This window comes from Vibrio sp., from assembly GCF_984391705.1.
Genome location: NZ_CFHWOM010000004.1, coordinates 48106 through 62923 on the forward strand (window position 1 = coordinate 48106; position 14818 = coordinate 62923).

Genomic DNA, 14818 nt, shown 5'->3' on the forward strand with positions numbered 1-14818 from the left:
AAGGCATAAAAAAGCGGCATTGATGATGACCATCAATGCCGCGTATCTATTTCGATACAAATCAATCGGGGGTTGCCCAAATCCATCAGGAAGAATCTGGGCACACAATTAAGTTCTCGCTTGTAGCTCAGCACTTGATTGCGCTTGGTTTGCCTTTTGATGTAGCCATAAACCGCTTGCCTTCATTAGGTATCCGAAAATGCCACCCAAAATGAGCGAAGGGACAACCAATTTCCAATCTCCTGCAGCAGCAAACGTTGCACAGCAACCAATAAATGTGCCTGGAATGTAAGTAAGCAAGCTTTGTTTTGCCTGAATACACATTAAAAACGCAACAATCGCTGTAATCACATAGCCTAAAATTTCCAATGATGCGTACTGTGAAGCATGAATAATAACCATTGCCCAAAATACGCCTGTCATATTGGTTACCAAACTTTGGGCTAAACCCTTAAACCCGCTGGTTGGTGAAGCAAAGTAACTGGTACACCCTAAAAATCCGGCCCATGAGAGGAGTCCAAGTGAAATGGCAAGCCATCCCCATAAACCAGAAAGAATACCCGTTGTTAATGCAATCGCGACTAGTGTGCTCATAACGCCTCGTTACGTGTGCTTTGACACATCAAAAGTACAAGACCGCATATTAAGAAGAATTGATAACAACCAGTAATACACAGATCACACTTTATGGGTAACAAAATGAATAAATAGTAATATTTACGTGATGCAATCGATGTTTCAACAGATTTAGGTAATAAGGCGCGCATTACAATACTGATGGTTTGCCCTTCATCATTCGCAACCCTTCTCGTTTAATGCATTCCACTAACGGGTTTTCAACCATGTCAGCACGCCATATGAATGACAATGTCCGCTCCATATTGAGCTCTGGTACATTCAAAGCGACTAATTGCCCACTCTCGATGTAGCGCTCAACATCAAGGTAAGGGAGGCACGTAAGGTATTGCCCGTGTTCCACCATACTTCTTAGTACGGGCACATGTTCATATTCCCGCCAAACATCTAAATCCTCAATTAAATGGTGAATGGAGCTATCAAAAATTTTGCGAGTGCCGCTGCCATGCTCACGTAGTACCCATTTGGCTTGTTCAAGCTGTGCCAAACTGACCTTTTCTTGTAGTGCGAATGGGTGATGGGCGGCCGCAACGACGGTTAAGTGATCACGACACCAAACTTCTTGGTGTAAACGGTTGTCATCACAGCGCCCTTCAATGATTCCAAGGTCGTATTTGTAGTCCAACACACCCTGCATGACGCTATCAGTACTTTTTACTTTCAGCGATATTCGCATTTCCGGAAATGAGTTATCAATAATACTGATAAGGTCCGGTACTAAGTGTTCTGCGGGTGTTTGACTTGCGCCAAGTTTTAGATGACCACTTAACAAATGCTGTTCATAAAAGCCCATTTCGATTTGCTGGGCATCTTGGAGTAATCGTTTTGCTTTTGGACGCAGCCACATGCCCCAATGAGTTAATGCCATTTGCTTGCCTTGACGCTCAAACAGTGGTCTGCCAAGCATCTTCTCAAGCTGAGATAAGGACATACTTGTCGCTGATTGAGTTAACGAGAGTTTGTCAGCAGCTAAACTCACGCTCCCGGTATCGGCAACCGCATCAAATACTGCAAGTTGTTTTAAAGAGTAGCGCATAGGACTCCTATCCCTGTTTTTATAATATTGTTACCTAGCTTTCTATGCGTATGAATTCTCTGACAAATACGCATTCCGTTTCATTCTACTCCCTCAAAAATCCTTATCAATATTTTTGATAAGGATTTTAAAAATTATCAATTTTACCTGTAGTAGCTCGGCCATTAATCTGAATTGGCAACAGCGATGATGCGTTGCAAACATCAGGAGGTATGTATGTATTTCATTGGGGAGCGGCAATGACACAAGCGCAAACTAATAACCAATATTTCTCACCCATCGAGATGATGGCTGAAGCTGAGAAGTTTGCTATGAGTAAGGCGAAGAAAAGCAGCGGAATGACACTAAGCCTTGCCGTTATGGCTGGCGCGTTTATCGGGCTCGCCTTTCTTTTCTATATTACGGTTACAACCGGAAGCTCTGACACGGGCTGGGGACTCAGTCGCCTAGCTGGAGGCTTAGCTTTCAGTATGGGATTGATTCTAATAGTCATTTGCGGAGGCGAGTTATTTACCAGTTCCGTTTTGTCGAGCATTTCATGGGCCAATAAGCAAATCAGTTTCATGAAGATGCTAAGTGTTTGGGGCAAGGTGTACGTCGGTAACTTTATCGGAGCCATGCTACTACTCACCATAGTATCTGCAGCGGGCTTGTATCAAATGGCTCACGGTCAATGGGGGCTGAATGCTCTCAATATCGCTCAGCACAAATTGCATCACACGACAATTCAAGCTTTCGCTTTGGGGGTGTTATGTAACCTACTTGTTTGTCTCGCCATATGGCTAACATTCAGCAGTGCCAACGCACTAACGAAAGCTGCAATGACAATAATGCCTGTAGCGATGTTCGTCTCAAGCGGTTTCGAACACTGTGTCGCTAACATGTTTATGGTACCGCTTGGAATCGTAATTCAGAGTTTCGCGCCTGACGCTTTTTGGACGCAAGTCGGTGCAACTCCAGCGCAGTACGCAGATTTGAATATCTACCAGTTTGTCACCGCGAACTTAATTCCAGTGACTTTAGGAAACATCGTGGGGGGCGCTGTACTCGTTGGGCTCGCGAATTGGTGTATTTACCGTCGACCACAACTAAAAGCAGCATCTGTTTCTTCTATTACAACAACCACTAATATTACGTCAGTTAAGGAAACCACTATGAACACAACTATCCTTGTTAAAGATATCATGAACCCTGCCCCAGTTACGCTAGGCGCAGAAATGACAACACCAGCGGCTATCGACACTCTATTAGATCACCATATGGTTAGCGCACCCGTTGTCGACATCGAAGGACGTTTAGTTGGATTCTTCTCAGCACATGATGTGATGGTCGATCTTTGGTGCCAAGACTACATTCCGACTCAAGGCCAGAAGGTAGTAGATTTAATGTCTCGCGATGTTGTTGCAATTGATTCTTCAGACAAACTTGTCGATGTTGCGGAATACCTATGTATTGATAAAGAGCAACTTTATCCGACAACCAGCATGGGGATTGCGACACAATTTACAACATTATCATTGGAAGAGCGCGCTAAAAGTATGAAGGTAAGCAAACCACATGTCTTACCTGTTATCGAGAATGGTAAGTTTGTTGGCGTAGTTACCCGTGAAAACGTGCTCTCTTCTCTTAGAACTGTTTATGGTGACCGCGTCACTTTAGTTGAGCGTGAATTAGAAACAGCATAAAAATATTACTAAGCAACGTCAAAAACGCTAGGATTTTGGTCGGGAAATAAGTCGCTTGACCAAAAAAGCCCTCAACTTATGTTGAGGGCTTTCTTCATTAAGTGGGTGTGATTAAAGTATTATTTCTGAATACCTTCCACATGCAATTCCATATCAACATAGCTTGATGTCCCCATCACTGCGATATTGAAGTCGGCTAGCTCTAAACGAGTTGTACCGTAGAAACCCGCGCGCTTACCACCCCATGGGTCTTGGCCTGCACCAATAAATTCTGCATCAATCGTAATTGGTTTAGTGACACCGTGTAGATTCAAATCACCTTTGACTTCTAAGTTACCATCGCCCTTGTCAACTACACTTGTGCTTTTAAATGTCGCTGTTGAGAATTTGGATGCATCTATGAAGTCCGAGCTACGAATGTGCTTATCACGCTCAGCGTGGTTAGAGTCTAAACTGCGAGTATCTACATTTACTGTCACTTTAGACGCTGTAACGTTCGCTGGGTCGTAAGAAAATTCACCATCAAAAGTATTAAAACGACCTTTAATAAAACTGTAGCCTAAGTGACTTACTTTGAAGTTAACTGACGCGTGAGCGCCTTTCGTATCAATAACGTAGTCCGCTGCGCTCGCACCAAAAGGCAGTGCCATAACCATAGCTAGTCCTGTAGCAAATAACGTTTTTTTCATTTTGAAGCTCCTATCATTTTGCGTAGCGTGTTGAGTTTTACTCTAAATATAAAGTTAGGCAGACTAACTCTAATCACTGACTTAGTAATGTAGTTAATCTAGTCGAATTAGTCACTTAGACACTACAAAAGTTCTGAACAAGTCATTAGATAAATTTGAATGAATGGAAAGCTGGCTACAGAGTTTCAATCAAAGAGGTATTTAGGCGGAAAAGAAACATGTTTGAAGCATTAGAGATTGCTAAACTAACTGGCAAGCGTCACAACGATGTAATGCGTGACTGCCGAGTGATGTTTGAAGCTCTTGAGATGGATGAAGAAGTACAGCGCAGATTTGCGCGCTACTATAAAGCGACGAATGGTAAGAAAAACCCAATGATTGAACTACCAGAAGATTTGGTTAATACCTTAATCACTGGCTATTGAATACTATTACGATTAGTGTTAGTACTATATCCCTACTTAACTAGACTACTAGATTATTAAAGATATGATTGAATACATCTTAAACATGAATACCAATCTTCTTATTATTATATGCTTCTTCTTATTGGTACTACATAACATAAGCTTAACCTCTGAGATAAGAAAGTCACAACGTAACACTTTCAGTAAAAGCATCAGAGAGCATGAAGAGCTGATAAAATGCTTTGAATATACTCAGAAGCTAATCACTGAGAGAGAGAGAAATTAAGAGAAAGAAATAAATGAATGTTTGGCATTGGGCTATACCTACTATCAGCGGAGTACTTCTGTATGCTTTTAAAGCTTCAATCATCGCTTTCTTTACTAATCCAATTACACTAATCTTTATTTTAATGATCTTATGGTTATTGGGGGGGTTATTTGGCGTAAATGCTTGATATTCAAGAGCACACGCCCCAATGAAATTTATAAAAAATGGGATTATTGAAACTTTCCCATATAGATTATAACTAGGATATCTCCGAGAAGATCCTGTTTACATAGTAAAGAGCATCCCCATAAATGGATCTGTAAGCCATTCTAAGAGGCTTTATAATAACATCATTATCATTTATCAAGTTTAGTATTAAAGTGCATTATAGAGTGTTACAGGAGATTTAGCATATGATACACCTGAAAGTTACAGGATGATTTGTAGGAGTTAAAATAATTACTGTCTAGGGATGCCATGTCTTTTAGCTAAACCCGCTTTAACCAGAGTCCCTATTAAATGAGTAGGTACTACTTTTCCCCTCTTTAATTTATGCCCTTTGAATGTAACTGTTTTAGTTGCTATATGCTCATAGTCATGACTTGTAGAATAGTTTGTATTCATCTTGTTTACCTCTGTTAATTAAAAGAAGTCCAGCATAGATTACCCACTGAAGGAGGGATAAAAGAGACGCTGAAGAAGGGATTTGATTATATGGGGTATCGTTAAGGAATAGCAGTAACTAGAGAGTATTAATTCTTTTAATCTTTTTTCAGAGTTAAAGAAAAGCATTAAGGAATAGCAGTAACTAGATAATAATCTTAAAATAAGAATAGGGTTAAATAGTATAGGTAGTATAAATAGTTTGTTAAAATAGTTTCTTAATAGTCTGTTACGCTATTATTTCAAGAGTTTTTAATCTTGTTTTAAGAGTATCCATTCTCAAAATAAGAATAAATAATCTCAAAACAAGAATCATTAAAAAGCCCTATCTTCTTCTGATATCTCCCCAACATCAGGAGCTTTTACGATAACTACCCCTTCAGAGCTATTCCTAGGCTCTGTCCACATAGGCAAAGGCTCTCTCCTACTCTCCTTTCTCCTTTCCTCTTCTGCTTCCTTCATTGCCTTTCTATCTGCTTCTGTAACCTTTGAGGGAAACTTACTAACGTTAATCCCGTATATTTCCCCTTTATCATTCCGAGACTTGAAGAGGTAACCCAAGCTCTCTAGCTTCTTCTTGATAGTAGAAAGGTTGTTAGGCTTAACCCCCGTATGAGTCGCTATTTGCTCTAGAGTCACAAAGCAATAAAGGTAATCCTTATCCTTATGCTTCCCTAGATAGTCACTGTAAGTCAGTAATACAAGCTTATCCCTATGAGTGAGAGTATCAGAGAAATCAGTTTGTATTATTAACCGTGTTATCTCGAACTGGCTTAACTTCTCCGCCATATTTTCCCCTTAAAAGGGTCTACCATAGTCAGTAGATTCTATACCTTCTTTGATACATACCCACACTCTAGCCTTAATCTGAGCTTCAGGGATTACCGTGTACTCTTCAGTAGAATAATAATCTAATACCTTAGTAGCTTTTAACTTGCTGGATATAGTTGTTAGCTTATTCTCAAAGTATTCTCTGAGATTGGCTATCTTTACTTGATGCCCGTCTAGTGTAGATTCTGGCTTAGGTTCAAGCGTTATACTCTCACCTTTCTTAGTCTCTATTGTTACTTTTTCCATTTAATGCCCCTTCTAATAATTAATTACTCTTCTTCTACTTCTTCAAATAGATAACCAAAACTGTCATATGATGCGGGCTCACTAATTTTTAGCGTATCTAGTGAATAGTTAGGCAAGAGAGCGCAAACTGTATATTCAAGCAATACTGACTCTGCTGTCTCAGTTGAGATATTTAGCCTCTCAGCCATGTCATTTAAACCGTCCGCTATTACTCCAGCTAAATGCCCAAATAACATGGGGCTAGCTCCGTCTTTCTTCGCCTTTTCTGCCAAGTCCCATATTTTTGACATAGCTAATGCGAGTTTCAATAATTTAACATCGCCTATCTCTCTTTCAATTAGTTTCATATTTCTTATTTCCTCTTGGTAAAAAAAAAAGACAGCACCCCATAAGGGCACTGTCTATACTTGCAATCTTTAGAGCTGGTATCTAGTGTCAAATCAGCTCACCTAATTTTCTATTTACCATACGCCCCTATTCAGAGAAAAGCAAACGTTTTCTTAAACCCATTTTATTATATGCAAATATGGGCTTAAGGTAACGCTCTAAGTGTGTCATTTCCCAAGGGTAATAGCTATATAGCTGTATATAGTGACACACCCCTTAGAGGCTCTTACAGGAGCTTTTAGAGCTATATATGATATGTATTTAGGTTATTTGGTAATCTTTTTAAATTTACGTCTTAACGTAGCTTGAGGGATGTCAAAAATAGCTTCTAACTCTCTCCAGATTTTTCCTTGACTACGTTGAGAAACAATAGCACTTATTAATGTATTCTCTTGTATTTCAATATTACAGGATTCTTCTGTATTAACTGGCTTATTAAGCTGACCTATCAGATAGGCGGCTTCATTAATAGAACTTCCAGTTTCCCAACTAATATCTCTTTTACGTTTGTTAATATCATTCATATCTAACTCAGTTTAGATTAACTTAAAGTAAACTCGCTTATTATGCTGTTTCTCTAGCTCTACCATATTGAAACTTACTAGCATAGGCATAAGATTAAGCCTTACATAATTTCCTGTATAGCCTAGATTATTGCCGAGTTGATTGTAACCTATCTTACAATAACCCATACTATCAGAGTTATTTTCTAACTCTTCATAGAGCCTCATTGCTGAAAGATAACACTTCTTAAAAATCATTATTCTCACCTCTTCTGATTCTGTTTTAGCATGTTTAAAACTATGCTTATTAATATTAAAGGGCTTATTTTGTTCTTTGCGTTTAAAGAAGTAGCATTTAGCCATATATTACCCCTTATTAAAAAAGAAGCCCCTAATAGTAATGACAGAAACTAAAAGGGGCTTAATGGCGATTTCTTAGCTAAGATTAATCATTTCAAGTACAGTAAGATAAGCTTTAATCTCTTCAACTGTATCAAGTTTAATTTCATCTTCAGTAGCTTTTTGCTCTGAGACAAATGTATAAGGGTTAGAAGGGGTTTTATAAGTTAATAAGCTTACTTCTACTAAATCAACGCTTTCTAAATAGCGAATATCACCCTCTGTATAAGAGTCTTTAGCAATGTAGCCAATACTTAAACCTACTTCTTCACCTCCAAGTAAATCACTTCGTATCTCTTCAGCTTTCTCTAAATCTTTAGTTAACTCTGCTGTCATATAAAGTCCTACAGAATCAGAAGTTAGTTGTAAGATTTTACCTACTGGAAGTGATTTTGATTCATGGTTAGAGAAGAGATAAATGTGGTTACTCTCTTTATCTGATTGCCATTTAGAAACAGCTTCATCAAAAGCCCCCTTCTTAACTACATCTTTATGAGAATCTACAGTATCGTAGATAGAAACATAACCTGATACCTGATAACCATCATAACCGATTTCTTCAATATCGAATTGCTTGATCTGCATAACTAGATCCCCTATTAAGCTAGGGAAATTTGATATACTGGATGAGCAGCAATCTTAGTACCCTTGATACGTGCAAGGACTTTCAAAGTACGTTGGTTCGTAGAGAAATCATCAGCATTATCACCATATTGGATAGCAGCATTACCAGAGCGATAGATAAGAGCTGAATTAGTAATAAGCATTACACCACTATTAGCAACCTCTGAAAGAAGGACAGGAACGCCGAATAGGGTTTTAGTATCCTCAATAGATTCAAGACCTAGAGCCATAAGAGCTTTATCAAGTGTTAGAGCATCCGCTTTATTAACCACTAACAAACGCCCCTCTACTTCACTAGGAAGGCTTTTAATCATTTCATTGACTTTATCTAGAGCTGCTGTCTCTGTAGCTGTTACAGTCTCAGCCATAGCTTTTAAATCCTCTAGAGCTTTGGTAGCACAGAGTTTATTAACTTCTGTAATAATGGCTTGCTCATAAGCATCTAGAGCCTGAGTATCGGCAATAGCTTGAGTAGACATGCGGATTAGATAAGTAACATCTGTAAGCTTAAGAGGCACCCATTCGAAGGAAGCACCAGAAGCAGTGATAGCATCAGCTTCATTAGCCTGTACGGTAGCAGGTTCAACAATATTAAGGGCTGTTAATGCTATTACACCATTAGGAGCAGCTAGGGTTTCTACAGCATCAAATAGAATTGATTCACGATAAGTATTATAAGCAGTAGTAGGAGTCTTAACAGAAGGCTGTTTACCTAGTACAGTGTTTGTAATATCTGTACTTCCCGCTTTAACCTCTAGACTACGCCAATGATACATAGGTGATCGAGTACTCTCTGAAATACCAATATAAGAACGCAGAGGAATATTAGAATCACCTTTAGAGATCATCTTAGATAGCTCGTTAACTGATTTCTTTTCAAAACCTTTAGTTTGTTTAAGAGCATGTACTTGGTTAGAGATCGCATCGATCTCTTCAATCCTTTTAGTAGATAGTTTCATAGTTATAAGTCCTTCTATAACTGTATTAAAATAAGTTGATGGGTTCTTTAAACTCTACCCATTAAAGAGCATTCCGTAGTTTTTATTGATTTTATATCGTTGTTTACTCAACTATTAGCATCACATAGCTAGACGCAAGATTTTCCAATAATCATATTAACTGTATAAGATAGCCCTTCTAGCTTTCTTAAATCATTTCTAATAAGATTCTCTTCTTTCTTGAATCGTGTGAATTCTTCATGTAAATCCTTCTGATAATCACTCATTACTGAAAAGATAATTGATTCAATTCCATTATTTGTTAAATTGACTATCTTATTATCATATAAACCTCTTTCAGCATAAGCTTGATACATCCCATTAAGGATTGATAACTTTTCTCTGATAGTAAAAGAACTAGAATAAATACCATCTACTTCAAACTTTTCATAAGCATTCGTATAAAGTGCCTTCTCTGTAAGATTATCTTTATCTACAGCGAAATTATTAAAAGGCTTCATAATCTGAGAATGTAGGAGTTTACGCTTGTCTTTAACTTGATTTAATTTCTTCCAAGTTACATTAGTAAGCTCTTTGATATCTTCTTTAGTAGTTAGCATTTCTTTGTTAACTTCTCTAATCTTGTCGATAATGCTTTCTCGTGTTGGTTCTTTCGGTGTTGTTTTGATAAGTTTCATAATATAATCATCCATGATATTAAGTGTTTCGTTGTAAGGTGTTAAAAAGAGAGGGGAAAAGGGAAGGAGTTAAAACCTTAACCCCTCTAAAACTAAGCGTTATGCTATATTAAAAGGAAAGGTAATTAGTAGGAGCTAAATAATTCGTAGTTAGAAGGTAACTAAAAGGAAATTTCTTAAGCATATATCTCAACCCCTACCCCTTCATATACTGCGGCTAAATCCCACACTTTTTACTATCTATCATATACTGCCCCTAAATGTGTGGTTTTTATTAAATCTAGGCTTATTCCAGAGGATAGATAGAAAGGCTATAGGGTAAATGCTCTAATAATAGCCACGGAAGCTCCTGTATGGCTCTCTAATAGACTTTAGGGCATTAAGATAATATATTACATTAGATAAAGAAAAAACCTCTTAGAATCACTCTTAGAGGCATATAGGTAATATGGGGATTAATTGGAAGTTACGTAAACTATTGAATTATTTTCTCTCTCTAGCTCTGTTACGTCTGTTATTTCCCATAGTTGGGATACTTTAGCTATTACTTTAAGGGGGTATCTAGGAGTAACAAAAGTCCTTACCTTCTCATTGTCAGTGAGTTTTAAAGTATAGGTATAGTTTTGAGAGTCTATTGTTAGTCCACTGAAACTAGATAGAATATCCCTTACCTTTAATCTAGCCTCTATTGCATCAGGCTCGTTATCTTCTCTTTCTGCATTGGCTAGTATGGTTCTCATTAGTTCCATATCTTGTAGGTGAGTAGTATCACCTTTATAGCCTTCTCTTTGTGTACCTAATTCTAACTTTCTCTCTTTAAGTTCGTGTAATGGTTTAGAGCCATTAATTAGAGTATCAATATCAATACCCATAGATTCAGAGACTTGTTTTAACTGGATTATAATTTTCTCTTTCTCTGTTTCAATCTTATCTAACTCTAAATCAATCTTCGCTAACTGTTCATTATTTACACTCCATCTGTGAGCATATAGAGAGGGGTCTAGTAAATGCTCATGTAAGAAGCGGTAGAACACTTTAAGAGATATGTTTTTACTTGGACAGCCTGAACCCTTCCTAGACTCTCTACAGCGTATATAGGGGATTCCTGCCCCCTTAATCATCACTAACTCTGAACCACAACAATTACATTTACCAATACCTTTTAAGATGTTCTTATGTGAAGTAGTAGAGCCACCCTTAGTATTTTTCATTGCAATAGCTGACTTATCTATCACAACTTGAACCCTATCAAATAAATCCTTGTCTATTATAGATGGGTAGTGATTACTAATTATTAATCCTGTAGGAGTTTTAATTTTATTATTGATGTAATTAGGACGGTACTCACCTAGCACAGCTCTATTTCTTAAGGTGTTAGAGATAGTAACAGCATTCCAAGTTTTACCAGTAGGAGAGGTAATACCCTCATCATTGAGTAGCTTTGAAATCTTATAAGCTCCAATACCCTTTATCCTTAAATTAAATATACGCTGAAGGATAATTACTTTCTCGTTAGGGATATATGATTTCTTATCATCAGAGACACTTAGCCAGAAAGGACAGGTTTTAGTTTTAATTGCGTTTTCTGGGTTATCTCTCTTAGCTTGCCATGCAGCCTTAACACGTTCTGATTTAAGCTGTGACTCTTTGTGAGCACGTTCCATATGAATAGAGGCAATGATAAAATGACTAGCATCCATCCCTTTACGATAGATTGTACCATCCTCGATAGTCACAATATCGACATACTGAACTAACTCTACTAGCTGTGTAATCGCTGTCTCAATGTTAGCTCTAGATAGACGGTCTAAGGATTCAACAATAAGGATAGAGCCTTTCTCAATAGCTCCACTCTCACAGGCTATTTTAAACTTAGATAATCCAGAGTCTTCTAACTGGTTTGCACCTGTCCAACCTGATACCCCCAAATCTTCATACCGTACATCTGATAATTGATGCCCGTTATCCTTACACCATTTAACCGCTAACTCTGTTTGTCGTCTGTATGAATCCCCTAGCTCCTGTTTTTTGGAACTGAAACGGATATAGCTATATGCTGCCATTGCCTAAACCCTTGTAGATACTGCTAAAGATTGGGCTTAGTCTACCAGAGCTTTTAGTTTATGCCTAGCATACGTCTTAGCGTGTTGTCTTTATTTATAAAGTGATGTTTAAGTGCGGCAAAGGCGTGGGCGGCAGCCATTAAAATTAGAGCCCATGCAGCGTAAAAATGGATTAGGCCAGCGGTATCTGCTTGATTTTCAAATAGTGCTCCAGCCCCTGGGACATTAAACCAATTGAAAACATCGATACCTCTACCATCTTCTGTAGAGATCAAATAACCTGAAACAAACAAAAGAACTAAGGTCACATACATTGCCAAATGCACCAGCTTAGCGCCCACCTTTTCTATTGCACTTCCTTCCAATTTTGGTGACGGCGTCACAACCTTCCAAACCAAACGGAAAAGTGTCAAACCAGCAAGTAAAAGGCCAATCGATTTATGCCAATGCGGTGCAGTACGATACCATTCGCTGTAATAAGATAAGTCGACCATCCACAGGCCAACAGCAAACATACCAATGACAACAAATGCTGACACCCAGTGAACTAAGCGGGCCACGGCGTTATAGTTTTTTACTTCCGGCTTCATTACATTTTCCAAGTTAAATGAATCTCTTTATCACAAAGAGTACTAATGCCCCTTTGTGTATAACAGATTATTTACCATTCTTTACATAGGGGAAACGTACGCGCCTTGATGATGTCGTTCGAAAATTTTGAAGGAACTTTTTTAATACAAGACTAATAAGCTATTGGTAATCGCTTATCTGCTCAATTTCGTAGAGTTCATCAGAAATATCCATCATTTTTCGCTCCATTATTGCCTGAGCATCTTTGATACCTTGGTTGTAAAATGCAGGACCAAACTTGGCGGTGATAAAATCAAGCATAAAATCAGCATCAAACTGACCGATCTCAACATCGAGCTCTTGTTCCATATAGTTCTGTAGCGCCGTTGCCATTGCCTGTTTTTGATGTGATGTAAATTCAATCTTAGACATAAACCCTTAACTCTATGCGTTTTTTTGAGTATTAAGTGTAACTGAGTTTAACAAGCGCGTGGTAATGTAAGCGCTTAAACTGGGAACTACGGAGAGGTTAACCTTGTTACTGGATGTGTTGATACAAAGTGTGAATGAATTCCAAGCTGATTGTATGAAGCTATGTGAAAAACACTACCCAACCATACATAACCGTGGAATGAGTGAGCATCATCTTGGTTTAGCATTTGCTCGTCGCCTTTCACGAACCTTAAAAGAGTTTGGTCATAGCTACGACTATCAGCCTCTTGATACCACCTCAACTTCGTCAGAGTATCCTCACCACTACCGCGTTACTTCAGAATTAGGCACAGTTTGGGTATTAACTTCGCACCTCGTGAGTGCCGGAAGTTCTTGTAGAAATAAGCAATTTAAAACGATTGCTCAATGGCAAGCAGAGTACGGTTATGCGGTGCAACCAAATGATCTTTTGCTCTTACTTACAGATCATTGGATTACTAGAAGCAAACAGAGTAGAGAATTACTCCACTGGTGGACAGGACAACTGCCTGATGAAATAGACGAATACCGTACCCAAGGGATAAGCTTGTTCGAAAGCGAATCTCAGCTATCTCTTTCTCTAGAGAACAATTTTGATTTAAGCCCCTACTACGTCAAGTTTACCCATCCCTTAAAACGCTCTAATGATCAGCAACTGGTGCGCAAATACATTCAGCTGTTTTCCGTCATTCAGCTAAGTTAGTTGCTAATTGTCACATTCAATTCATTTTATCCAACCATACTTTAACTATAGTTGGACGGAATGATGCCTTTGTGAAAAAACTTAAGCGATATCAATATGAGCGTTATGCAGTTCTATGTAACTTAGCCTATTCAAAAGTACTCAAACAAACCCGTTATGGTTTTTCTCCCAAAGGCCAGCGAGTCGTGTTTAATCGTTTCGGCCAACCAATGATGCGCGTTCTGTGGCACGATGATCATGAAGAGGTTATCGTGGTGATTAAAGGATCACATAATCTGCCTGATTGGCTTTTAAATCTCGCTTTATGGAAACGAAACCTAAAGCAGCTTGGATTAGACTATTCGGTGCATGCCGGTTTTCGGCACCAAATCCTACAACAATGTACCGCCAAGCATCCAAACGATCTCATCAACACCAGTGTTTATACGCAGTTGATGTCAATCCTTGAACCGCTACTTTCCAACGGAAAACGCGTGACCTTTACTGGACATTCATCCGGAGGCGCAATCAGTTGTATTTTGGCTGATGCTCTGGAGAAGAAACACACTAAATCAGTCAAACGTATCGTTACCTTTGGTCAACCGGCATTTGGCGGATATGCAATGACCCGCAATTACAAATTGAAGCATAAAACGTATCGTATTTGCTGTGATCTCGATATCGTGACCTTCCTTCCACCAATCCCAGGTCTATATCTCCACATTGGTAAGCTATTGTGGCTGTACAATGGTAAAATCTATGAAAACACATCAACCGTGGTACGTTTGGGGCGCTCAATAACTTCTTGGGTGCTACGACCTTTCTCTTACCATTTGATGTCCAAATACATACGAAATAAAGACTTTTTTGATGAACGTTAACTAAAGCTTGTTTGCGCGGGTTATCGTGTAGAAAAGTCTATCAATATCTGTTTTCAATGAGATGTACTTTATAGTTATAACAACTTAATCAATAAAGCATTGACACATTTACGTCGCAGTCAATATTATGTCAATTAGTTT

18 protein-coding genes are annotated in these 14818 nt (G+C 38.5%); 4 read left to right on the plus strand and 14 right to left on the minus strand.

The features are described 5' to 3' along the window. Positions 1-108: 108 nt before the first annotated feature. Both AC4MRV_RS04785 and AC4MRV_RS04790 read right to left on the minus strand, forming a co-directional pair. Positions 109-594, minus strand: a complete 486-nt coding sequence (locus AC4MRV_RS04785; RefSeq protein ID WP_491186283.1) for a DUF1097 domain-containing protein — start codon at positions 592-594, stop codon at positions 109-111. A gap of 172 nt (positions 595-766) precedes the next feature. Continuing rightward, the gene (locus AC4MRV_RS04790; RefSeq protein WP_491186284.1) at positions 767-1672 is read right to left on the minus strand and encodes a LysR substrate-binding domain-containing protein; all 906 of its coding nucleotides are present in this window, start codon (positions 1670-1672) and stop codon (positions 767-769) included. A gap of 239 nt (positions 1673-1911) precedes the next feature. Here AC4MRV_RS04790 and focA point away from each other — a divergent pair, with 239 nt between their 5' ends. Continuing rightward, a complete protein-coding gene (gene focA, locus AC4MRV_RS04795) occupies positions 1912-3357 on the plus strand; it encodes a formate transporter FocA (RefSeq protein ID WP_491186285.1) in 1446 nt (481 codons plus the stop codon). Between the two features lie 119 nt (positions 3358-3476). Here the strand turns inward: focA and AC4MRV_RS04800 are convergent, their stop codons facing one another. Then, a complete protein-coding gene (locus AC4MRV_RS04800) occupies positions 3477-4046 on the minus strand; it encodes a YceI family protein (RefSeq protein ID WP_491186286.1) in 570 nt (189 codons plus the stop codon). Between the two features lie 218 nt (positions 4047-4264). Here AC4MRV_RS04800 and AC4MRV_RS04805 point away from each other — a divergent pair, with 218 nt between their 5' ends. Further along, positions 4265-4471: a Rha family transcriptional regulator gene (locus AC4MRV_RS04805; protein ID WP_491186287.1), complete on the plus strand. Its 207-nt coding sequence runs from the start codon at positions 4265-4267 to the stop codon at positions 4469-4471. A 1228-nt stretch (positions 4472-5699) separates the two neighbouring features. Here AC4MRV_RS04805 and AC4MRV_RS04810 read toward each other — a convergent pair. The 11 genes from AC4MRV_RS04810 to AC4MRV_RS04860 all read right to left on the minus strand — a co-directional run bounded on the left by AC4MRV_RS04810 (position 5700) and on the right by AC4MRV_RS04860 (position 13075). Then, complete coding sequence (locus AC4MRV_RS04810) at positions 5700-6173, minus strand: helix-turn-helix domain-containing protein (RefSeq protein ID WP_491186288.1); 474 nt, start codon at positions 6171-6173, stop codon at positions 5700-5702. A 9-nt stretch (positions 6174-6182) separates the two neighbouring features. Beyond that, entirely contained in the window at positions 6183-6461 is a 279-nt protein-coding gene (locus AC4MRV_RS04815; protein WP_491186289.1) for a hypothetical protein, read from the minus strand. A gap of 23 nt (positions 6462-6484) precedes the next feature. Then, complete coding sequence (locus AC4MRV_RS04820; RefSeq protein WP_491186290.1) at positions 6485-6808, minus strand: hypothetical protein; 324 nt, start codon at positions 6806-6808, stop codon at positions 6485-6487. A gap of 306 nt (positions 6809-7114) precedes the next feature. Then, positions 7115-7372 carry a hypothetical protein gene (locus tag AC4MRV_RS04825; protein ID WP_491186291.1) on the minus strand — a complete coding sequence of 86 codons (258 nt, stop codon included), beginning with the start codon at positions 7370-7372 and terminating at the stop codon, positions 7115-7117. Between the two features lie 12 nt (positions 7373-7384). Beyond that, positions 7385-7714, minus strand: a complete 330-nt coding sequence (locus AC4MRV_RS04830) for a hypothetical protein (protein ID WP_491186292.1) — start codon at positions 7712-7714, stop codon at positions 7385-7387. A gap of 72 nt (positions 7715-7786) precedes the next feature. Then, complete coding sequence (locus AC4MRV_RS04835) at positions 7787-8335, minus strand: HK97 family phage prohead protease (RefSeq protein WP_491186293.1); 549 nt, start codon at positions 8333-8335, stop codon at positions 7787-7789. 14 nt (positions 8336-8349) lie between these two features. Continuing rightward, on the minus strand, positions 8350-9333 hold the full coding sequence (locus AC4MRV_RS04840) for a hypothetical protein (RefSeq protein ID WP_491186294.1): 984 nt from the start codon (positions 9331-9333) through the stop codon (positions 8350-8352). A gap of 128 nt (positions 9334-9461) precedes the next feature. After that, entirely contained in the window at positions 9462-10010 is a 549-nt protein-coding gene (locus AC4MRV_RS04845) for a hypothetical protein (protein ID WP_491186295.1), read from the minus strand. Positions 10011-10465: 455 nt separating this feature from the next. Continuing rightward, complete coding sequence (locus tag AC4MRV_RS04850) at positions 10466-12073, minus strand: recombinase family protein (protein ID WP_491186296.1); 1608 nt, start codon at positions 12071-12073, stop codon at positions 10466-10468. A 53-nt stretch (positions 12074-12126) separates the two neighbouring features. Beyond that, positions 12127-12663, minus strand: a complete 537-nt coding sequence (locus AC4MRV_RS04855; RefSeq protein WP_491186297.1) for a cytochrome b — start codon at positions 12661-12663, stop codon at positions 12127-12129. 160 nt (positions 12664-12823) lie between these two features. Next, positions 12824-13075, minus strand: coding sequence for a DUF2164 domain-containing protein (locus AC4MRV_RS04860; protein WP_491186298.1), 252 nt, complete (start codon positions 13073-13075; stop codon positions 12824-12826). 103 nt (positions 13076-13178) lie between these two features. Here AC4MRV_RS04860 and AC4MRV_RS04865 point away from each other — a divergent pair, with 103 nt between their 5' ends. Both AC4MRV_RS04865 and AC4MRV_RS04870 read left to right on the plus strand, forming a co-directional pair. Continuing rightward, the gene (locus tag AC4MRV_RS04865) at positions 13179-13817 is read left to right on the plus strand and encodes a hypothetical protein (protein WP_491186299.1); all 639 of its coding nucleotides are present in this window, start codon (positions 13179-13181) and stop codon (positions 13815-13817) included. 71 nt (positions 13818-13888) lie between these two features. Continuing rightward, on the plus strand, positions 13889-14677 hold the full coding sequence (locus tag AC4MRV_RS04870) for a lipase family protein (protein ID WP_491186300.1): 789 nt from the start codon (positions 13889-13891) through the stop codon (positions 14675-14677). Positions 14678-14818: the final 141 nt, after the last annotated feature.